17 protein-coding genes are annotated in these 21,504 nt (G+C 65.2%); 14 read left to right on the forward strand and 3 right to left on the reverse strand.

Features of this window, described 5'->3' with window-relative positions; translation table 11 throughout:
- The first annotated feature begins 116 nt into the window (after nt 1-116).
- Both BLR66_RS17065 and BLR66_RS17070 read left to right on the forward strand, forming a co-directional pair.
- Entirely contained in the window at nt 117-2,648 is a 2,532-nt protein-coding gene (locus BLR66_RS17065) for a glycoside hydrolase family 3 protein (RefSeq protein WP_255402768.1), read from the forward strand.
- 72 nt (nt 2,649-2,720) lie between these two features.
- Nucleotides 2,721-4,283 carry a sodium/sugar symporter gene (locus BLR66_RS17070; protein ID WP_093289779.1) on the forward strand — a complete coding sequence of 521 codons (1,563 nt, stop codon included), beginning with the start codon at nt 2,721-2,723 and terminating at the stop codon, nt 4,281-4,283.
- A 112-nt stretch (nt 4,284-4,395) separates the two neighbouring features.
- On the opposite strand, the gene trmL is transcribed toward BLR66_RS17070, so the two are convergent.
- The 3 genes from trmL to BLR66_RS17085 form a co-directional block, all read right to left on the reverse strand.
- Nucleotides 4,396-4,890: a tRNA (uridine(34)/cytosine(34)/5-carboxymethylaminomethyluridine(34)-2'-O)-methyltransferase TrmL gene (trmL, locus tag BLR66_RS17075; protein ID WP_093289780.1), complete on the reverse strand. Its 495-nt coding sequence runs from the start codon at nt 4,888-4,890 to the stop codon at nt 4,396-4,398.
- Between the two features lie 107 nt (nt 4,891-4,997).
- Entirely contained in the window at nt 4,998-5,372 is a 375-nt protein-coding gene (locus BLR66_RS17080; RefSeq protein WP_093289781.1) for a hypothetical protein, read from the reverse strand.
- A gap of 386 nt (nt 5,373-5,758) precedes the next feature.
- Nucleotides 5,759-6,475 (reverse strand): SDR family oxidoreductase, encoded by a 717-nt coding sequence (locus BLR66_RS17085; RefSeq protein ID WP_093289782.1) that lies wholly within the window; start codon nt 6,473-6,475, stop codon nt 5,759-5,761.
- Between the two features lie 104 nt (nt 6,476-6,579).
- Between BLR66_RS17085 and BLR66_RS17090 the strand changes: the two genes are divergently transcribed.
- From BLR66_RS17090 to BLR66_RS17145, 12 genes are all read left to right on the forward strand, one after another.
- The gene (locus tag BLR66_RS17090) at nt 6,580-9,438 is read left to right on the forward strand and encodes a M16 family metallopeptidase (RefSeq protein ID WP_093289783.1); all 2,859 of its coding nucleotides are present in this window, start codon (nt 6,580-6,582) and stop codon (nt 9,436-9,438) included.
- Nucleotides 9,439-9,585: 147 nt separating this feature from the next.
- Nucleotides 9,586-12,456, forward strand: coding sequence for a M16 family metallopeptidase (locus BLR66_RS17095; RefSeq protein ID WP_093289784.1), 2,871 nt, complete (start codon nt 9,586-9,588; stop codon nt 12,454-12,456).
- A gap of 182 nt (nt 12,457-12,638) precedes the next feature.
- Nucleotides 12,639-12,959, forward strand: a complete 321-nt coding sequence (locus BLR66_RS17100; protein WP_093289785.1) for a DUF4156 domain-containing protein — start codon at nt 12,639-12,641, stop codon at nt 12,957-12,959.
- 195 nt (nt 12,960-13,154) lie between these two features.
- Nucleotides 13,155-14,171: a 3-oxoacyl-ACP synthase III gene (locus BLR66_RS17105; RefSeq protein WP_093289786.1), complete on the forward strand. Its 1,017-nt coding sequence runs from the start codon at nt 13,155-13,157 to the stop codon at nt 14,169-14,171.
- A 65-nt stretch (nt 14,172-14,236) separates the two neighbouring features.
- A complete protein-coding gene (locus BLR66_RS17110; RefSeq protein ID WP_093289787.1) occupies nt 14,237-15,139 on the forward strand; it encodes an alpha/beta fold hydrolase in 903 nt (300 codons plus the stop codon).
- Nucleotides 15,140-15,231: 92 nt separating this feature from the next.
- Nucleotides 15,232-16,881 (forward strand): olefin beta-lactone synthetase, encoded by a 1,650-nt coding sequence (gene oleC / locus BLR66_RS17115; protein ID WP_093289788.1) that lies wholly within the window; start codon nt 15,232-15,234, stop codon nt 16,879-16,881.
- A gap of 124 nt (nt 16,882-17,005) precedes the next feature.
- Nucleotides 17,006-17,401 (forward strand): endonuclease domain-containing protein, encoded by a 396-nt coding sequence (locus tag BLR66_RS17120; protein ID WP_093289789.1) that lies wholly within the window; start codon nt 17,006-17,008, stop codon nt 17,399-17,401.
- Nucleotides 17,398-18,387 (forward strand): 2-alkyl-3-oxoalkanoate reductase, encoded by a 990-nt coding sequence (gene oleD, locus BLR66_RS17125; protein ID WP_093289790.1) that lies wholly within the window; start codon nt 17,398-17,400, stop codon nt 18,385-18,387. Before BLR66_RS17120 ends, oleD begins: the two co-directional genes overlap by 4 nt.
- A gap of 84 nt (nt 18,388-18,471) precedes the next feature.
- On the forward strand, nt 18,472-18,627 hold the full coding sequence (locus BLR66_RS17130; protein ID WP_093289791.1) for a DUF1328 domain-containing protein: 156 nt from the start codon (nt 18,472-18,474) through the stop codon (nt 18,625-18,627).
- An 80-nt stretch (nt 18,628-18,707) separates the two neighbouring features.
- Nucleotides 18,708-19,340 carry a ubiquinone biosynthesis accessory factor UbiJ gene (locus BLR66_RS17135; protein ID WP_093289792.1) on the forward strand — a complete coding sequence of 211 codons (633 nt, stop codon included), beginning with the start codon at nt 18,708-18,710 and terminating at the stop codon, nt 19,338-19,340.
- Nucleotides 19,337-20,995, forward strand: coding sequence for a ubiquinone biosynthesis regulatory protein kinase UbiB (gene ubiB, locus BLR66_RS17140; protein ID WP_093289793.1), 1,659 nt, complete (start codon nt 19,337-19,339; stop codon nt 20,993-20,995). Before BLR66_RS17135 ends, ubiB begins: the two co-directional genes overlap by 4 nt.
- Before the next feature lie 109 nt (nt 20,996-21,104).
- Nucleotides 21,105-21,482: a hypothetical protein gene (locus BLR66_RS17145; RefSeq protein ID WP_093289794.1), complete on the forward strand. Its 378-nt coding sequence runs from the start codon at nt 21,105-21,107 to the stop codon at nt 21,480-21,482.
- The last annotated feature ends 22 nt before the right edge of the window (nt 21,483-21,504 follow it).

Consider the following 21,504-nt stretch of genomic DNA (forward strand, 5'->3'; position numbering starts at 1 on the left):
GAGCAGGGCCCGCCGATACGGCGGGCCTTCATTTGATCTTATCTACGCATGACGGAGTCACGACATTGAACGCACTCGCTGAGCCTTCCCGTTTCCGTCCTGTGCTACGGACGGGCTTGCTGTTGGCCGTTCCAGTGGCATTGGCATTGTCGGCCGCGGCCTGTCGCGACGAAAAAGCGCCCGCAGCCGCCGCCACGGCCGAAACCACTTCGTCATGGCCTGCAGTCGCCTGGCCGCTGACCGAAGATCCTGCTATCGAGAAGCGCATCGATGAGCTGATGGCGAAGATGACGGTGGAGGAAAAGGTCGGCCAGATCGTGCAGGGCGACATCGCCAGCCTGACGCCGGACGACGTACGCAAGTATCGATTGGGTTCGGTGCTGGCCGGCGGCAATTCCGACCCAGGCGGCAAATACAACGCCACTCCCGCGCAATGGCTGGCGCTGGCCGATGCGTTCTATGAAGCGTCGATGGATACATCGCAGGGCGGCAAGGCCATCCCGATCCTGTTCGGCATCGATGCGGTGCACGGGCAGAGCAACATCGTCGGCGCGACGCTGTTCCCGCACAACATCGGCCTGGGTGCGACCCGCAATCCGGATCTGATGGAGCGGATCGGCAAGGTCACCGCGGTGGAAACGCGCACCACCGGCATGGAATGGGCGTTCGCGCCGACCGTGGCGGTGCCGCAGGACGATCGCTGGGGACGCAGCTACGAAGGCTATTCGGAATCGCCCGACGTCGTGGCCAGCTTCGCCGGCAGGATGGTGGAAGGGCTGCAAGGAAAGGCGGGCGCGCCCGACTTCCTGGATGGCTCGCACGTGATGGTGTCGGTGAAGCATTTCCTGGGCGACGGCGGCACTACCGGCGGCAAGGACCAGGGCGATACCAAGATCGACGAAGCCGAACTGGCGCGTATCCACGGCGCCGGTTATCCGCCCGCCATCGCGGCCGGTGCGCAGACCGTCATGGCCTCGTTCAACAGCGTCAACGGCGAGAAGATGCACGGTAACCGGCATCTGCTGACCGAAGTGCTGAAAGGGCGAATGAATTTCGGCGGCTTCGTGGTGGGCGACTGGAACGGACACGGTCAGGTCAAAGGCTGCACCAACGACAATTGTCCCGCCACGATTCTGGCCGGCCTGGACATGGCGATGGCGCCCGATAGCTGGAAGGGTTTCTACGAAACCGCAGTGGCGGCGGTGAAAGCCGGCACGCTGCCGATGGAACGGCTGGATGATGCGGTACGGCGCATTCTGCGGGTGAAGTTCCGTCTTGGCCTGTTCGAGGCCGGCAAGCCTTCGCAACGGCCGCTGGGCGGCAAGTTCGAATTGCTGGGTGCGCCAGAGCACCGTGCAGTGGCGCGTCAGGCGGTGCGCGAATCGCTGGTGCTGCTGAAGAACCAGGGCGGCGTGCTGCCGCTGGATCCGCACAAAACTCTGCTGGTGGCCGGCGACGGCGCCAACGATGTCGGCAAGCAATCCGGCGGCTGGACGTTGAACTGGCAGGGCACGGGCACCACGCGTGCGGACTACCCCAATGCCGATTCCATCTGGGAAGGCCTGCAGGCGCAGGTGAAGGCCGCCGGCGGCAACGCCGAATTGGCGGTGGACGGAAAATACAAAAAGAAGCCCGACGCCGCCATTGTGGTGTTCGGTGAAAATCCCTACGCCGAATTCCAGGGCGACATTCCCGATCTGTCCTACAAACCCGGCGACGACAGCGATCTGCAGCTGATCAAGCGGCTGAAGGCCGAAGGCATTCCGGTGGTCGCGGTGTTCCTGAGCGGCCGGCCCTTGTGGGTGAATCGCGAGATCAACGCCGCCGATGCGTTCGTGGCGGCCTGGCTGCCCGGATCGGAAGGTGCCGGTATCGCCGATGTCCTCCTGCGCGATGCGCAGGGCAAAGCGGCGCACGATTTCAAGGGCAAGCTGGGCTTCTCCTGGCCGCGCACCGCCATCCAGTTCGCCAATAACGTCGGGCAGAAGGATTACTCGCCGCAGTTCGCGTTCGGCTACGGCCTGACCTATGCCGACAACGGCGATCTTGCGCCGTTGCCGGAAGTATCGGGACTGTCGGGCGAACAGAAAGTCGCTGGCGTCTACTTCGCCCGCGGGCGCGCCGCGCCGGGAACGGGCCTGCGTCTGGAAAACGCGCAGGGCCATGCGACCAAGGTCGCCGCATTGCCCGCCGCGCTGCACGACAACAGCCTGCGTGTCGCCGCGGTGGACCACAAGGCGCAGGAAGACGCCTTGCGTTTCTCCTGGGCCGGTACCGGCAAGGCCAGTGCGTTCCTGGTGGCCGATGCTCCCTTCGATGTGCTGCGCGAATCCAACGGCGACGTGATGCTGGTGCTGACCCTGCGTGCGGAAACGGTGCCGCAAGCGGAGGTGAACCTGGGCGTGGCCTGCGGCGAAGGCTGCGCTGCGACCTTGCCTCTGCACGATGCGCTGGCGGCGTTGCCGAAAGAGCAATGGACCACGCTGGGAGTGCCGTTGAAGTGCTTCGGCGCGGCGGGCGCCGATCTTACGAAGCTGACCCAGCCGATGCGGCTGGAAACTGCGGGCGCCCTGCAATTCTCGCTGTCGCGGGTAGCGTTGGGTGCGATCAACGAGGCCGACCACGTGTTCGAGTGTCCCAAGCCCTGACGATCCGCCGCGCGCTTCTTTTCCCGGCATCGCTGCCGGTCCATGCCAACCAGGTTTGCAGTCGAGGCTGAAATGACACTATCCCCGATCGATATCGGTATCGTCCTGGCCTACCTGGTCGGCATTTTCGTGCTGGCGCAGCTGGTATCGCGCGAGAAGGGCGGGCACCAGAAATCGGCGAAGGATTATTTCCTCGCCAGCAAATCGCTGCCGTGGTGGGCCATCGGCGCTTCGCTGATCGCGGCCAACATCTCGGCCGAGCAGATCATCGGCATGTCCGGTTCCGGTTACGCCATCGGCCTGGCGATCGCCTCCTACGAATGGATGGCGGCGATCACCCTGCTGATCGTGGGCAAGTTCTTCCTGCCCATCTTCCTGCGCAACGGCATCTACACCATGCCGCAATTCCTGGAAGAGCGTTACGGCACCAGGATCCGCACGCTGATGGCCGTGTTCTGGCTGGGGCTGTACGTCTTCGTCAACCTCACCTCGATCCTGTGGCTGGGTTCGCTGGCCGTCGCGCAGGTCACCGGCATGAACCAGATGCTGGCGTTGGCGTTGCTGGGGATTTTCGCGCTGGCCTACCAGTTGTACGGTGGACTGAAAGCGGTGGCGCTGACCGATATCGTGCAGGTGTCGCTATTGGTGCTGGGCGGCCTGTTGGTATCGGCGCTGACGCTCAGCAAGATCGGCGATGGCGCCGGCATCGTGGCCGGCTTCAGCAAGCTGTGGCAGGCGCACCCCGAGCACTTCCACATGATCCTGTCCAAGGACAGTCCCTTCTACAAGGACCTGCCGGGACTGAGCGTGCTGATCGGCGGCATGTGGATCATGAATGTCAGCTACTGGGGCTTCAACCAGTACATCATCCAGCGCGCGCTGGCGGCCAAGGACATCAAGGAAGCGCAGAAGGGCGTGGTTTTCGCCGCCTTCCTCAAGCTGCTGATGCCGGTGATCGTGGTGCTTCCCGGCATCGCCGCGGTGGTGCTGGCCAAAGACCTGGCGCGTCCCGATCAAGCTTATCCGACCATGATGGCGATCCTGCCCAGCGGCATCCTGGGCCTGGTGTTCGCGGCGCTGGTGGCGGCCATCGTGGCCTCGCTGGCTTCCAAGATCAATTCGGTCGCCACCATCTTCACCCTGGATTTCTACGCCAAACAACACAAGAACCACGACGAAACCAAACTGGTGCGCGTCGGCCGCATCGCGGCCACGGTCTCCATACTCCTGGCCATCCTGACCGCGCGCCCGTTGCTGGGCAGCTTCGACCAGGGCTTCCAGTACATCCAGGAATACACCGGCTTCTTCACTCCGGGCATCGTGGTGATTTTCGTGCTGGGCCTGTTCTGGAAGCGCGCCAACGAAGCCGGTGCGCTGGCCGCGGCGATCGGTTCGTTCGCGCTGTCGGTGGTGTTGAAGCTGGCATGGCCCTCGCTGCCGTTCATGGATCGCGTCGGCCTGGTGTTCCTGCTGGCCCTGGCGCTGGCCATCGTGGTGTCGCTGGCGAGCAAAGCCTCCGGCGTCAGCGACCGGATCAAGACCGGCGACGTCAGTTACGCGACCACCCCATCGTTCAATATCGCCAGCGTCGCGGTGGTTGCGATCCTGTGCGCGTTGTACGCGAGTTTCTGGTGAGCGAAGGAGAGCGGTCGGAAATGGACCGCGCCGGATGAATCGTTCGATCCGATGCGTGCACTCGTTGCGACGGTAGAAACGGTCGAGGCTGGCTCGGCCTGCGTGTAGCCGGTCAGTTTCCGCCGGCGAAACCGATCTGGCGCCAGGCTTCGAACACCACCACGGCGATGCTGTTGGAAAGATTCAGGCTGCGGTTGTCCGGCCGCATCGGCAGGCGCAGGCGTTGTTCCGGCGGCAGGCTTTCCAGCACGTGGGCGGGCAGGCCGCGGGTTTCGGGGCCGAACAACAAAGCGTCGCCGGAGCGATAGCTCGGCTGGTCGTAGCGCTGGGTACCGCGGGTGCTCAAGGCGAACAGGCGTCGCGGTGCGATCGCGGCCAGGGCGGCTTCCAGCGAAGCGTGGACCTGCAGCGTGGCGTATTCGTGGTAATCCAGGCCGGCGCGTCGAAGCTGCTTGTCCTGCAAATCGAAGCCCAGGGGCTCGATGAGGTGCAGCCGCGCGCCGGTATTGGCGCAGAGGCGGATGGCGTTGCCGGTGTTCGGTGGAATCTCCGGCTGGTACAGCAGCACGTCCAGATCGAGTGCGCGCGCGGTGTCGTTGTTGCTCATCGCACGGATTCTACGGGGCGCTGGCTCTATCGGCGCGCTGCCGTACTGCTCTCGGCGATGCTTGAAGCGGGTTATTGCATTAACGCGGGGTGTTGCGCTTCAAGCGATCAACGCGAGGCCAGCTGCTGGGCCAGGGTAGCGGCGCCGACGGCCACGATCTGCACGTCTTCCGCCGACGGGCGCACGGTCACGACCGGCATGTCGACGATGCGTGCGGTGTTGTCGGCCAGGAAGTAGGCCAGGTCTTCGGCAGCCGGGCGGACGGTGACGGCGGCCAGGTCGACGATCTTGTTGGCCTGGTAGTAGGCGGCGTCTTCGAACGAAGGACGTACGGTGACGGCGGGCAGGTCGACGATGTGGCTGGCAACCGGCGCGGTCTTGGCGCTGGCTTCGTTATAGGACTGGCTGGAGATCAGCATGGAGCCGGCGCAGACGGCGAACAGGGCGGCGGCGGTCAGCGGCAGGAAGGTCTTGGTGTTCATGGTGTTGGGCCTCTTTAGTGTCGTTGTTGGGTGGTGTGGTAGTAAGGTAGTACACCTAATCAGATCGGTCAAGCAGAACTTGCATTTGCAGTTCTTTTATTCAGCTATCAGTCAGGTTTTGTTGGGTCGGCTGTGCTTGTAAGGTAGTAATGCAGACGCCGTGCCAACTTCAAGTTATTGATTCAATTACAAATACATCTATAAGAAAGGTGTCCGTCCGTCCGCCCGGTGTCCGCTGAGGTGACCGGATCGCCGTCGAAGACGCTCGATCCCGACGCGTGTGACCCCCTTTTACGAGCGAAGGAAAGGCACCCGGCCAGCTTTCTGGACAGTGGTTGTGATGCGCTTCAGGGAAAAAAGGTTGAACGCGGGATCGCCGATCCGCTTCACCAGGGCAGGGTTTGTCCCTGCCAGTCGAGGAAAGCGCCCGAATCGCGCGCTTGCAGTCCACCGATCACCTGCAACAAGCCGCGCGCCGATTCCTGCGGGCTGAGTGCGGCGCGGTCGGTGCCCATGTCGGTGCGCACCCAGCCCGGGTGCAGCGCCACCACCAGGATGCCGCGCGGCGCCAGCGCTTGCGCCAGCAACGAAGTCGCCATGTTCTGCGCCGCTTTGCCGATGGCGTAGCTGGGCGTGCGGAATTCTTGGCGCAGGCCGATCGATCCGATTTCCGAAGAGATGTTGGCTACGCGAGCGTTATCCGCCAGTTGTGGGGTAAGCGTCTGCACAAGCAGGAACGGCCCCAGCGCATGGGTGCGGAAGCTGGTCTCCAGATCGGCGGCCTGCACGCTGCCGTAGCGTTCGCCGCCGCGCAGCACGCCGGCGTTGTTGACCAGCAGATCCAGCGGCTCGCCCTCGGTGAGCAGCGGCAGTTCGCGCGCCAGGGCCGCATGGCTCTTGGGTTCGGCCACATCCAGGGGCGTCACGTGCAGCCGCCCGGGATGCTCGCCAGCCAAGGTATTGAGCGCCGTGGCCTTGCCCGGTTGGCGGCACGCAGCGACCACCCGGTCGCCCCGCGCCAGCAGTTGCCGGCAGAGTTCCAGGCCCAGTCCGCGGTTGGCCCCGGTGACCAGACAGCGTTGCGCTTCCGTCTTGCCTTCCATACCAGCACCCGCCTTACGACCATGCCTTGTGGCCTAGTGTAATGACCGGCTGCGGTCGCTAGCATCACGGGCTGATCCGCAGACCATCAATAAAGGAATATCCGATGCGCCTTTCCCGCCGTCCGCGTGCCGCCCTGCTTGCCGTTGCCCTTTCGACCGCTCTCGCCGGGCTGGCGGCGTCGCCGCAGGCCGCACTGGCCAAGCCCGATGGCAGTGCGCAGGTGGAGATCAAGTACGACGAATTCACCCTGCCCAACGGCCTGCGCGTGATCGTGCATACCGACCGCAAGGCGCCTATCGTGGCGGTCAACATCTGGTACCACGTCGGCAGCAAGGACGAACCGGCCGGCCGCAGCGGCTTCGCGCACTTGTTCGAACACCTGATGTTCAACGGTTCGGAGAACGCCCCTGGCGAATTCTTCGAGCCGTTCGAACTGGTCGGCGCCACCGACATGAACGGCACTACCTGGTTCGACCGCACCAACTATTTCCAGAACGTGCCGACCACCGCGTTGGACATGGCGCTATGGATGGAATCGGACCGCATGGGCCATCTGCTCGGCGCGATCGACCAGAAGACGCTGGACGAACAGCGCGGCGTGGTCCAGAACGAAAAGCGCCAGGGCGAGAACCAACCCTACGGCCAGGTCGAAGACGAGATCAACAAATACCTCTATCCGAAGGATCATCCGTACCACCACAGCGTTATTGGATCGATGAACGATCTGAACGCCGCGTCGCTGGAAGACGTGAAGACCTGGTTCAAGACCTGGTACGGCCCCAACAACGCGGTGCTGGTGCTGGCCGGCGATATCGACCTGAAGACCGCCAAGGAGAAGGCCGCCGAATATTTCGGCGACATCCCGGCCGGTCCGACCATGCCGCGGATCAAAGCTGGCCCGGTGCAGGGCGAAGCCACCCGCGCCAGCATGACCGACAAGGTTCCGCAGGCGCGCATCTACCGTTCGTGGAGCGTTGCCGGCTTCAACGACGCCGATCTCGACCGCCTGCAGCTGTTCGCCACCGTGCTGGGCGGAAGCAAGAGCTCGCGCCTGGACAAGCGACTGCTGTTCCAGGACAAGCTGGTGGATAGCGTCAGCGCCTCGGTGCAGCCGTTCGAGCTCGCCTCCACCTTCAGCATCCAAGCCGATGTGAAGGAGGGCGTGGACCCGGCGAAGGTGGAGGCGGCCATCGACGAGGAGTTGAAGAAGCTGCTCAAGGAAGGCCCCACCGGGGCCGAACTGCAACAGGCCAGCACCCGCTGGAAGTCCGGGTTCGTGCGCGGCAGCGAGCGCATAGGCGGTTTCGGCGGCAAGGCCGACACGCTGTCCGAATGCGCGGTTTACACAGGCGATCCGGGCTGCTTCCGCCGCAGCCTCAAGGTCTGGTCCGAATCCGACGCGGCCAGCATCCGCGCCACCGGCGACCGCTGGCTATCCAAAGGCGGCAACACGCTGGTAGTGACGCCGGGCGAACGCACGGCTATCGCCGAGGAGCCGGCGGCGACGCCCGCGCCATTCCAACTGCCGGCCGCCGATCCCAAGTACAAGACCGAGGCCAGCGGCATCGACCGCAGCAAAGGCGTACCGCAGACCACGACCTTCCCCGACCTCAAGTTCCCGAAGCTCGAGCGCGCCACGCTGAGCAACGGCACCCAGGTGATCCTGGCCGAACGCCATGACGTGCCGGTGGTGCAGTTCAGTTACCAGTTCAAGGGTGGCTACACCGCCGACCAGGGCCGCAAATCGGGCACGTCCAGCTTCACCATGGGTATGCTGGACGAGGGCGCGGGCGATCTGGACGCGCTGGCGTTCGGCAACCGCGCAGAATCGCTGGGCGCCAGCCTGAGCGCCGGCGCCAACCTCGATGGCAACAGCGCCAATCTGTCGGCGTTGAAGGAGAGCCTCGATCCGTCGCTGGCCCTATACGCCGACATGGTGCGCCGTCCGCGCTTCGACCAGAACGAAATCGACCGGGTCAAGGCGACCTGGATCGCCGGCATCAAGCAGGAGAAGGCGCAACCGCAGGGCGTGGCGCTGCGCGTGCTGCCGCCGTTGCTGTACGGCAGCGGCCATCCCTACGGCATTCCCTTCAGCGGCAGCGGCAACGAGGCCGCCATCGCTTCCCTTTCGCGCGAGGATCTGCAGGGCTTCCAGCAGCAATGGATGCGTCCGCAAGGCGCGACCCTGATCGTGGTGGGCGACACCACGCTGAAGGAAATCGTGCCGTTGCTGGAGAAGCACTTCGGCGACTGGAAGGGCACGGGTGCGGCGCCCGCCGCCGCCGCCGCGCTGGCCGTGGTGAAGCGTCCGGCCAAGCCCAAGGTGTACCTGATCGACCAGCCAGGCGCGGTCCAGGCCACGTTGCTGGCCGGCGAAGTGGTGCCTTCGTCCACCGATCCGGGCGCGGTGCGCTTGGAGATCGCCAACTCGGTGCTGGGTGGCGAATTCTCCTCGCGCCTCAACATGAACCTGCGCGAAGACAAGCACTGGGCATACGGCTCCTACAGCTTCATTCCAGGCGCGCTCGGCCAGCGTCCGTGGATAGCCTTCGCTCCGGTGCAGATCGACAAGACCGCCGATTCGCTGAAGGAACTCGACCGCGAGATCCGCGAATACGCCAGCGGCAAGGCGCCGCCCAAGGCGGAGGAGGTCTCCAAGATCCAGGCCACCGAGATCCGCAGCCTGCCCGGCGCGTACGAAACCGCCGCTTCAGTGCTGGGCACGATCAGCGGCATCGTGCGTTACGGGCGTCCTGACGACTACGTGTTCCAGCGCAAGGCCGAGATCGAGGCCCTGACGCCGGAGCAGGTGAAGGCCGCAGCGGCCACGCTCGATCCCGGCGTGTTGACCTGGGTGGTGGTCGGCGACCTGAAGCACATCGAGGCGCCGGTGCGCGGGTTGAACCTGGGCGAGGTCAGCATCGTCGATGCCGACGGCAAGCCGGTCGCGAAGGCGAAGTAGGCCGGCCCCGAGGCAGTGCGCAGCGAAGCCCGCCGCAAGGCGGGCTTCGTGTTTTCGCCCCTTCCTTATGGCCTAGTGTAATGACCGGTGCCGGCCGTTAGCATTACCTGGCCGCCTTAGGTCCTGACTCCATATAAAGGAATATCGATGCGTCTTTCCCGCCGTCCGCGCGCCGCCCTGCTGGCTGTCGCTTTGTCCACCGCCCTCGCCGGATTGGCCTTTTCGCCGCAGCCGGCGCTGGCCAAGCCTGGCGGCAGCGCGCAGGTGGAGATCAAGTACGGCGAATTCACCCTGCCCAACGGCCTGCGCGTGATCGTGCATACCGACCGCAAGGCGCCGGTGGTGGCGGTGAACCTGTGGTACCACGTGGGCAGCAAGAACGAGCAGCCCGGCCGCACCGGTTTCGCCCATCTGTTCGAGCATCTGATGTTCCAGGGCAGCGAGAACCACAAGGCCGAATACTTCGAACCCTACGAGCTGGTCGGCGTGACCGACCAGAACGGCACCACCAACCAGGACCGCACCAATTATTTCCAGAACGTGCCCACCACCGCGCTGGACATGGCGTTGTGGATGGAATCGGACCGCATGGGCCACCTGCTCGGCGCGATCGACCAGAAGTCGCTGGACGAACAGCGCGGCGTGGTCCAGAACGAAAAGCGCCAGGGCGAGAACCAGCCTTACGGCCGCCGCATCAGCGCCAAGATCTTCGAAGCGCTGTATCCGGCCGGGCATCCGTATAGCTGGCAGACCATCGGTTCCATGGCCGATCTGGATGCGGCCACGCTGGATGATGTGAAGACCTGGTTCAAAAGCTGGTACGGGCCCAACAACGCGGTGCTGGTGCTGGCCGGCGATATCGACCTGAAAACCGCCAAGCAGAAAGTCACCGAGTACTTCGGCGACATCCCCGCCAGCGCCACCCTGGCCGACATGCCGACCAATATTCCCAAGCGCGCCCAGGACACCCGCGAGACCGTGCCCGACCGCGTGCCGCAGGTGCGCATCTACCGCGCCTGGCCGGTGGCAGAACTGGGCAGCAAGGACGCCACCCTGCTGGACCTGTTCGCCCAGGTGCTGGGCGGCAGCGCGTCCTCGCGCTTCGACACGCGGCTGGTCCATAACGACAAGATCGCCGACAACGCCAGCGCCTATACCTGGAGCAGCGAGCTGAGCGGCACCTTCTTCCTGGTGGCCACGGTCAAGGACGGCGTGGATGCGGCCAAGGTCGAAAAGACGATGGACGAGGAACTGCAGCGCCTGATCAGCCAAGGCCCGACCGCCGAGGAACTGGAGCGCGCCAAGGTCACCACGCGCGCCAGCTTCGTGCGCGGCATCGAGCGCATCGGCGGCTTCGGCGGCAAGTCCGACGTGCTGGCCCAATGCGCGGTCTATACCGGCAAGCCGGACTGCTACAAAACCGACTTGGCCGACATCGACGCGGCCACCCCGGCCAGCGTGCAGGCGGTGGCCAGGAAGTGGCTGGGCGTCGGTTCGCACACCCTGATCGTGCAGCCCAGCGAAACGCCGGCCTCTTCACTGCCGGAAACCATACAGGCCGCGCCCGCCAGCAAGCCGGCCGCGGTTCCTTCGGTCGATCCGAAGTTCAAGACGGTCAAGACCGATATCGACCGCAGCACCGGCGTACCCAAGACCACCAGCTTCCCCGCGCTGAAGTTCCCGGCGCTGGAGCGCGCCACGCTTTCCAACGGCATGCAGGTGGTGCTGGCCGAACGCCACGAAACGCCAGTGGTGCAGCTATCGGTGGAATTCCCGGGCGGCTACACCGCCGACCTGGGCAAGAAGCTGGGCACCGCCAACTTCACCATGCAGATGCTGGACGAAGGCGCTGGCGATTACACCGCGCTGGAACTGGCCGCGCGCCAGGAAGACCTGGGGGCGCAGATCGGCGTCGGCGCCGGCCTGGACTACTCGTCCGTCGGCCTGTCCGCGCTGAGCGACAAGCTGCCCGAGTCGCTGGACCTGCTGGCCGACGTGCTGCGCCGTCCGACCTTCGCCCCGGAAGAAGTGGAACGCGTGCGCGCGACCTGGATCGCCGGCATCAAGCAGGAGAAGGCGCGGCCGCAGACCGCGGCGATGCGCATCATGCCGCCGCTGCTTTACGGCCAGGGCCATCCGTACGCCATTCCGTTCACCGGTAGCGGCACCGAGGCTTCCATCGCTTCGCTGACCCGCGACGATCTGGTCGCTTACCACGGCAACTGGCTGCAGCCGGACAAGGCCCGGGTAGTGGTGGTCGGCGATACCACCTTGCAGCAGGTCCTGCCGTTGCTGGAAAAACGCTTCGGCGACTGGAAAACGCCTGCCGGCGCGCCGGCGTTGCCGTCCATCTCCAAGGTCGCCGCGCCTGCGGCCAACCGCGTCTATCTGATCAACCAGCCGGGCGCGACCCAGTCCAACGTCTACGTCGGCCAGCTGATTCCGCCCACTGGCGATGCCGGCACCATCGATTTCGATTTCGCCAACGGCGTGCTGGGCGGCGAGTTCAGCTCGCGCCTGAACATGAATCTGCGCGAGGACAAGCACTGGGCCTACGGTTCCTACAGCAACGCCAGCAACACCTTGGGCCAGCGTCCGTGGTTCGCCTCGGCAGCGGTGCAGACCGACAAGACCGCCGACTCGATCAAGGAGCTGCGTTCGGAAATCACCGCCTTCGCCAGCGGCCAGAAACCGGCCACCGCTGCGGAGATCGCCAAGATTCGCGCCAGCAACACGCTCAGCCTGCCCGGCGGCTACGAAACCACCTCGGCGGTGCAGGGCCAGATCAGCAGCAACCTGCGCTATGGCCGCCCGGACGACTACATCGTCCAATACAAGGCCCGCAACGATGCGATGACCGCGGCCGAAGTCACCGCCGCGGCCAAGACGCTGGTGCCGGCCTCGCTGATGTACGTGGTGGTCGGCGACCTGTCCAAGATCGAAGCGCCGGTGCGCGCCCTCAACCTGGGCGAAGTCAGCGTGCTCGACTCTGACGGCAAGCCGGTCGCTGGGAAGTAAAGCTTCTGCCCTGGTAGGTCGGGGCTACGCCCCCGACGCACGGGAACTGGAACTCCCCGCGCGTCGGCCACGTAGGGCCGACCTACTTCCCACTCTTTTCTTGCCAGAGGGGAGGAGGCTTCCTCCGAAGTTCATAACTCCCGCCACATACTCCAGCGCGCACCCCGCCAACAGGATTCCCCATGCGTCTGCCCCTGATCGCCGCCTCCCTGGTCCTGACCCTTTCCGGCTGCACCTGGGTGCAGATGGCCCCCGAGGCCAGCGGCGTGCGCGTGATCGCCGCCGGCGCCGCCCCGGCCGGCTGCGAGAAGCGCGGCGAGGTCTCGGTTTCGGTCAAGGACAGCGTGGCCTTCTACGAACGCAACGCCCTGCGCGTGCGCGACGAGCTGGAAACCCTGGCCCGCAACGAGGCCCCCGGCATCCAGGCCAACACCGTGCAGCCGCTGGGCGATCCGGTCAACGGCGAGCAGCGCTTCGCCGCCTACCGCTGCGCCAGCCGCTGATGATCCGTCGTAGGTCGGGGCTACGCCCCCGACGCGCTGGGAGTTCCAGTTCCCGTGCGTCGGGGGCGTAGCCCCGACCTACCTGTTTCTCCGCACGCGGGCGGCCCGGTCTCCTCGCCAGAAACCCAAACGTGCGATAAGGCACGGAAGCCGGTACCCTTGTCGCCCCTCCGGCCAGCCTCGGCGCTCACTTAGATGCTCTTCCAGAACGTCTCCATCGCGGGACTGGCGCATATAGATGCGCCGCACACCCTGACTTCCAAAGCCATCAACGAACAGTTGAAGCCCACCATGGACCGTTTGGGCATCCGCACCGACGTGCTGGGCGACATCGCCGGCATCCACGCGCGCCGCTTGTGGGACGACGATCAGCAAGCTTCCGACGTGGCCACCCTGGCCGCGCGTCTGGCGCTGGAAGACGCCGGCGTGACCGCCGACCAGATCGGCCTGCTGGTCAACACCTCGGTCAGCCGCGACTTCCTGGAGCCGTCCACCGCCAGCATCGTGTCCGGCAATCTGGGCATGGGCGAGAACTGCCAGAACTTCGACGTCGCCAACGCCTGCCTGGCCTTCATCAACGGCATGGACATCGCCGCCCGCATGCTGGAGCGCGGCGAGATCAACTACGCCCTGGTCGTGGACGGCGAAACCGCCAACCTGGCCTATAAGATGACGCTTGAGCGCATGCAGTCGCCCGACGTCACCGAAGAGCAGTTCCGCAACGAGCTGGCCACCCTGACCCTGGGTTGCGGCGCCGCGGCCATGGTCATGTCGCGCAGCGAGCTGACCCCGGACGCGCCCCGCTACAAGGGCGGCGTGACCAAGGCCGCCACCCAGTGGAACACCCTGTGCCGCGGCAACCTGGACCGCATGGTCACCGATACCCGCATGCTGCTGATCGAAGGCATGAAGCTGGCGCAGAAAACCTTCGCCGCCGCCAAGATCGCGATGGGCTGGGTGGTGGACGAGCTGGACCAGTTCGTCATCCATCAGGTCAGCCAGGTGCACACCCAGGCCTTCATCAAGGCCTTCGGCATCGACCCCAAGAAAGTGCTGACCATCTTCGGCGAGCACGGCAACATCGGCCCGGCCAGCGTGCCGATCGTGCTGAGCAAGCTCAAGCAGCTGGGCCGCCTGAAGAAGGGCGACCGCATCGCGCTGCTGGGGATCGGTTCGGGCCTGAACTGCTCGATGGCTGAAGTGGTCTGGTAAGCGGACCGGCGATTGTCTACGGGGGCCGGTTCGCCGGCCTCTTTCATTTGGGGCGCTAGTACACGATGAGTCTTCCCGGTTATCCCTTCACGCCGAAGAAGTTCGAAGTGCGTCCCGGCTTGTCGATGAGCTATCTGGACGAAGGTCCGCTCGACGGCGAGGTGGTGGTGATGCTGCACGGCAATCCGTCGTGGAGCTATTACTGGCGCAATCTGGTTGATGGGCTCAGCGACCCGGCTCTTGCAAAGCGCTACCGCTGCATCGTTCCCGACCATATCGGCATGGGCTTTTCCGACAAGCCCGACGACCGCGACTACGACTACACGCTGCAATCGCGCGTCGACGACCTTGCTGCGTTGCTCAAACATCTGGACATCGCCGGCCCAGTGACCTTGGCCGTGCACGACTGGGGCGGCATGATCGGTTTCGGCTGGGCGCTGACCCACGCTGCGCAGGTGAAGCGGCTGGTGATCACCAACACGGCCGCATTCCCGCTGCCGTCCGCCAAGAAGATGCCGTGGCAGCTGTCGCTGGGGCGCGATTCGAAATTCGGCGCCTTCATCATCCGCGCCTTCAATGCGTTCTCCAGCGGCGCGTCCTACCAGGGCGTGGAAACGAAAATGCCGGCCGACGTGCGCCGCGCCTACGTGTCGCCCTACGACAGCTGGGCCAATCGGATCAGCACGCTGCGCTTCATGCAGGACATTCCGCTGCATCCGGGCGACAAGGCGTGGGCGCTGGTGGAAGCGGCCGGGCAGCGGCTGCCGCAATTCGCCGATCGTCCGGCCTTCATCGGCTGGGGGCTGAAGGATTTCGTGTTCGACAAGCATTTCCTCGCCGGTTTCAGGCAAGCGCTGCCGAACGCGCAGGTGACTGCGTTCGAAGACGCCGGCCACTACGTGCTGGAAGACAAGCAAGCCGAACTGGTGCCGGCGATCCGCCGGTTCCTGGACGCAAATCCTTTGTAGGAGCGGGCCCTGCCCGCGACGCTCTTCCCGGCATGACGGGAAGAGCGTCGCGGGCAGGGCCCGCTCCTACAGGCAACTACTACAATCAGCGCATGACTGAAACCTGCAACATCGCCGCCACGCTTCCACGCCTCGCGCGCGAACGCCCCGATCAGATCGCGATACGCTGCCCCGGTTCGCGCGGCAGCGACGGTTTCGGAAAATACGATGTCGCCCTGACCTACGCCCAACTCGATGCGCGTAGCGATGCGATCGCCGCGGGTCTGGCCAAGCACGGCATCGTCCGCGGCACGCGCACGGTAATCATGGTACGGCCGTCGCCGGAGTTCTTCCTGCTGATGTTCGCGCTGTTCAAGGCCGGCGCAGTGCCGGTGCTGGTCGATCCTGGAATCGACCGGCGCGCGTTGAAGCAGTGCCTGGACGAAGCGCAGCCGGAAGCCTTCATCGGCATCCCGCTCGCGCACATCGCGCGGCTGATCCTGGGCTGGGCGCGTAGCGCGAAGAAGCTGGTCACGGTGGGTTCGCGCTTCGGCTGGGGTGGCACCACGCTGGTAAAAGTCGAGAACTCGGGCACCGGCGCCGGAGCGCAGCTCGCCGACACTCAGCCCGACGACATCGCCGGCATCCTCTTCACCAGCGGTTCCACTGGCGTGCCCAAGGGAGTGGTGTACCGCCATCGCCATTTCGTCGCCCAGATCGAACTGCTGCGCGATGCGTTCGGCATGCAGCCGGGCGGCGTGGATCTGCCGACGTTTCCGCCTTTCGCCTTGTTCGATCCTGCTCTGGGGCTGACCTCGGTCATTCCCGACATGGACCCGACCCGGCCGGCCAGCGCCGATCCACGCAAGCTGTTGCATGCGATCCGCACGTTCGGCGTGACCCAGCTGTTCGGTTCGCCCGCGCTGATGCGCGTGCTGGCCGATCATGGCGAGAAGCTCGCCGGCGTATTGCGCGTCACTTCCGCCGGCGCGCCGGTGCCGCCGGAAGTGGTGGAGAAGATCCGCGCGCTGCTGCCCGAAGGTGCGCAGTTCTGGACGCCCTACGGTGCTACGGAATGCCTGCCGGTGGCGGTAATAGAAGGCCGCGAACTGCAAAGCACCCGCGAACAGACCGAGCAGGGCGCCGGCACCTGCGTCGGCCGCCCGGTCGCGCCCAATGAAGTGCGCATCATCGCCATCGACGACGCGCCGATAGCGCGATGGTCCGACGCATCGCCGGTCGCGCAGGGCGTGGTCGGCGAAATCGCCGTCGCCGGCCCCACCGCCACCGACAGCTACTTCAACCGCGAAGCGGCCACGCGCGCAGCGAAGATCGCCGAAACGCTATCCGATGGAAGCCAGCGCATCGTGCACCGCATGGGCGACGTCGGTTATTTCGATGCGCAGGGCCGGTTGTGGTTCTGCGGACGCAAGACCCAGCGTGTGGAGACGAGGGACGGCCCGCTGTACACCGAGCAAGTCGAACCCATTTTCAACACGCACCCCGATGTGAAACGGACCGCTTTGGTCGGCGTCGGCCCGCAAGGCCGCCAGGAACCTGTGCTCTGTTACGAATTGCAGCCGAATGTCCCGCCGATCCGCCGCGCCAGCGTTGTCGATGCGCTTCGGGCGATGGCGGCGGCTCATGCGCACACGGCGTGCATCGAACGATTCCTCTGCCATCCGGCTTTCCCGGTCGACATCCGCCATAACGCGAAGATCGGGCGGGAGAAGCTGGCGGTGTGGGCGGCAGCGCAGGTCTAAGCCCCTCCCCCTGCGAAGGCAGGTGGAGGTTGGGAGGGGGTGAAGGCGTCATCGGGTAGTTTTCCGACAGATCGCATGTCAACGCGCTGTTAGCCTGGAGGCAACTTAAATCCGGAGCGCAGGGATGCAGCCCATATGGAACAACTCGCGCGAGTTGCGCAAGAATGCGACCGACGCCGAGCGCAAGCTCTGGCAGCACCTGAGGAACCGGCAGATCAACGGAATCAAGTTCAGGCGACAGTATCCGATTGCCGGGTACGTCGCTGATTGCGCCGCGCCCTCCATCAGGTTGGTGATCGAGCTTGACGGTGGGCAACACCTGCGGCAGACCGAATACGATCAACAGCGGACCGAAAGGCTCGGCTGCAATGGTTACAAGGTTCTGCGCTTCTGGAATGATGATGCATTGCTGAGAACAGAGCAGGTCCTTTCGGAAATAATCCCAGTGGCCGACTTAACCCCTCCCCAACCCTCCCCTGCATTCGCAGGGGAGGGAGCCAAAGGCAGACGCGAAGCATGAAAATCCTTGTCACCGGCGGCGGCGGTTTCCTAGGCCAAGCGCTATGCCGCGGTCTGGTCGAACGCGGCCACAAAGTCATCAGCTTCAACCGTGGCCACTATCCGGTGCTGGCTGCTCTTGGCGTCGGCCAGGTGCAGGGCGATCTGGCCGATGCGCATGCGCTGACCCATGCGGCCGATGGAGTGGAGGCGATCTTCCACAATGCGGCCAAGGCCGGCGCTTGGGGCAGTTATCAAAGCTATTACTCGGCGAACGTGACCGGCACGCAGAATGTGCTCGACGCCTGCCGCACGCATGGCATCGGCAAATTGGTCTACACCTCCACGCCCAGCGTCACCCATCGCGCCACCCATCCGGTCGAGGGCGGCACCGCGGACGAGGTGCCGTACGGCGAGGATTTCCAGGCGCCTTACGCCGAAACCAAAGCGATCGCGGAAAAAGCCGTGCTCGCCGCCAACGGCCAGACGCTCGCCACCATCGCCCTGCGTCCGCGCCTGATCTGGGGCCCGGGCGACCAGCAGATCCTGCCGCGCCTGATCGAACGCGCCAATGCCGGACGCCTGCGCATAGTCGGCGACGGCAGCAACCGCGTGGACACCACTTACATCGACAATGCCGCGCAGGCGCACTTCGACGCTTTCGAGCATCTCGCCGTCGGCGCGGCGTGCGCGGGCCGCGCGTATTTCATTTCCAACGGCGAGCCCAAGCCGATGGGCGAACTGCTCAATGCGCTGCTCGATGCCGCCGGCGCGCCACGCGTGGAAAAACATCTCTCGTTCAAAGCCGCCTACCGCATCGGAGCGGTGTGCGAGACGCTGTGGAAAATACTGCCGCTGAAAGGAGAGCCGCCGATGACGCGCTTCCTGGCCGAACAGCTCAGCACCGCGCACTGGTACGACATGGCTCCGGCCACGCGCGATTTCGGTTACCGGCCGCGGGTGAGCTTTGACGAAGGCCTCACAAGGATGAAGCGCGCGTTGAAGTAAGGCACCTCCGTCACCTGAAGACAACTTCCGCCTGCCGATGATGGCCGTGTCGCCAATCCGGCGCGTCGATCAACGGAATGTCCCATGCTGCACTATGCCGTCATCTTCCTCGTCATTGCGCTCATCGCCGCTGTGCTCGGTTTCAGCGGCATTGCCGGCGCCGCCAGCAACATCGCCTGGATCCTGTTCGTCGTGTTCCTGATCCTGGCGGCGATCTCGTTCTTCCGCAAACGCGCCTGAGCCGCTCGCCATGGCGGCCGTGGCGCGTTCGGTCCGATGACGCGCCACGGCCGACCGCGCCGGCCGGGTAGAATGCCCGCATGGCGACTTCTCCTTTCGACTCCCTCAAACCGCTCGCGGGCCGTGCGCTCGAAGCCGCGCTCAACCGCGCTCTGGCGCTGGACCCCGATACGCGCGAGGCGCTGAAGCCGCTGGATGGCCGCAAGATAGAACTGTCGCTGGAGGCCCCTGCGCTGGCCTTGCGGATCGGCGTAGCGGGCGAACGCCTGGAAGTAGGCCCGGTCGAACCCTCGCAAGAACCCGACCTGGCAGTCCGCAGCACTTTAAGTGGTCTGCTGGGACAGATTCCCTTCCTGCGCAAGGACAACGCCGCTCCGGTCGGACGCGTGCGCGTTTCCGGAGACGCCGAACTGGCCCGCCGCCTGCAGGCGCTGGCGGAGCGTTTCGACCCGGACTGGCAGCAGCCGTTCGTTTCGGTGTTCGGCGAAATCGTCGGCGTGCAGGTCGCCAACGCTGCGCGCGGCGCGTTGCGCCAGTTGCGCAGTGCGGGCGGGAACCTGGCCCAGAATGCTGCCGAGTTCGTCACCGAGGAGTCGCGCGACGTGGTCGGCCGCGCGGAACTCAACGCCTTCCACGACGATGTCGATGCGCTGCGCGACGATGTGGAGCGCTTGCAGGCCAAGGTCGACCGTTTGCGCGGGAGCGTTGCATGAAGGCCGCGCTGCGCGCCAGCAAGATCGGTCGAGTGCTGTTGCGCTACCGGTTGGACGATCTGTTCGACGACACGCCGGCCGAGCGCTGGCTGAAACTGGCGCGTCCGTTCGTGCCGCGCGCATCCGCGGCCATCGCCGCGCAATCGCGCGGCGCGCGTCTGCGCCTGGCGCTGCAGGAACTCGGCCCGATCTTCGTCAAGTTCGGCCAGATCCTGTCCACGCGCCGCGATCTGGTGCCGCCGGACGTGGCCGACGAACTCTCCCAGTTGCAGGACCGGGTCAAGCCCTTCGACGGAGAAGCCGCGCGCGCCATCGTCGAACAGGCGTTGGGAAGGCCGGTCACCGAAGCCTTCGAATCCTTCGACACCACGCCGTTGGCGTCCGCTTCCATCGCCCAGGTGCATGCGGCCACGCTGGCCGGCGGGCGCGAGGTGGTGGTGAAAGTGCTGCGCCCGAAAATCGAGAAGCAGATCGCCGCCGACATCTCGCTGCTCAACTCCGTGGCCGCGCTGGTCGATCGCGCCCATCCCAGCGCCGACAAGATCCGGCCGCGCGAAATAGTCGCCGAGATCGAAACCACGCTGGCCGCCGAGCTCGACCTGCAGCGCGAGGGCGGCAATGCCAGCGTTATACGGCGCATGTGGCTGGATTCCGACGATCTGTACGTGCCCGAGATCATCTGGAGCCACACCGCCGAGCGCGCGCTGACCATGGAGCGCGTGCGCGGCATTCCCTCCGACGACATCGCCGCCCTGGACGCGGCCGGCATCGACCGCAAGGCGCTGGCGGCCAAGGGCGTGCGCGTTTTCTACACCCAGGTGTTCCGCGACAATTTCTTCCACGCCGATGCGCACGCCGGCAACATCTGGGTCGACAGCGATCCTGCGCGCAAGTCCAACCCGCGTTTCATCGCGCTGGACTTCGGCATCATGGGCCAGCTGTCGCAGGAAGATCAGTACTACCTGGCCGAGAATTTCATGGCCATCTTCAACAAGGACTACCGGCGCATCGCCGAGCTGCACGTGGAAGCGGGCTGGATGCCGGCCACGGTGCGCATCGACGAACTGGAAGCGGCGGCGCGCTCGGTGTGCGAGCCGTACTTCACCCGCCCGCTGTCGGAAATCTCCCTGGCCGAAGTGCTGGTGAAGCTGTTCCGCGTCGCGCAGAAGTACGAACTCACCCTGCAGCCGCAGTTGATCCTGCTGCAGAAGACGCTGTTGAACATCGAAGGCGTCGGCCGCCAGCTGGATCCGCAGCTCGACATCTGGGCCGTGGCCAAACCGGTGCTGGAACGCATACTGCTGGAACGCTACAGCCCGCAGCGCGCGGTGCAGGAACTGCGCAAGCGGCTGCCGGAAATCATGACCCACGCGCCGGACATGCCGCGCCTGGTGCACGCCTGGCTGAAACAGCAGGTGGAAGGCAAGCATGAGTTGGCCATGCGCTCGCACGACCTCAACGAACTTGCGCAGACCATGAAAGGCATGCAGCGGCGCATCGTCGCCGCCATCCTCGGCACCGGCCTGCTGATCGTGGCGGCGGTGTTGTACGGCTTCGAAGCGGGCGGGCCGAGCATTCTGGCGATTCCGGCCTCCTCATGGATCGCCGGTCTGGGCGGATTGTGGGCGCTGCTGGCGGCGTGGCCGCGGCGTTGATCCCCCTGCCGGGGTCGCGCTGCGGGGGCGTTCCCCGCACAACGAAAATTCATCGCCGCCCCGGAATATCGGTATAGCATTGCCCCCCTTGCCCTAGGGGATCGTCGCGATGGCCCAGGCGTCTTTCCAGATCGTGTTTTCCACGCATCCTTTCGGGTTGAAGGCGCGGGTCAGGGGCGAGGCCACGTTCGAGAGTACCGTGGCCTACTGGTACGCCATCGTGGCGGAACTGGACAAGCGGCCATCGGCCGGATTGCTGCTGATAGACGAGATGACCGGCGCTCCCTTGTCAGAGGAACACTGGCGGCAGCTGGTCGAAATGATGAAGGGTGGGCCGCTGGAACGGTTGCGGATCGCGCACGTCAAACCGATGGGATTGGAACGGATCGAGTACTGCGAAATATTCGCCCTGGAAGCCGGCATGCACGCGCGCGTATTCACCGACGAGGCCGAAGCGGTGCTGTGGCTGCGGCACGGTCTCAGCTAGCCGATCGAGCGGATTGCAAAAA

The sequence above is a fragment of the Pseudoxanthomonas sp. CF125 genome (assembly GCF_900104085.1).
Taxonomy (GTDB): domain Bacteria; phylum Pseudomonadota; class Gammaproteobacteria; order Xanthomonadales; family Xanthomonadaceae; genus Pseudoxanthomonas_A.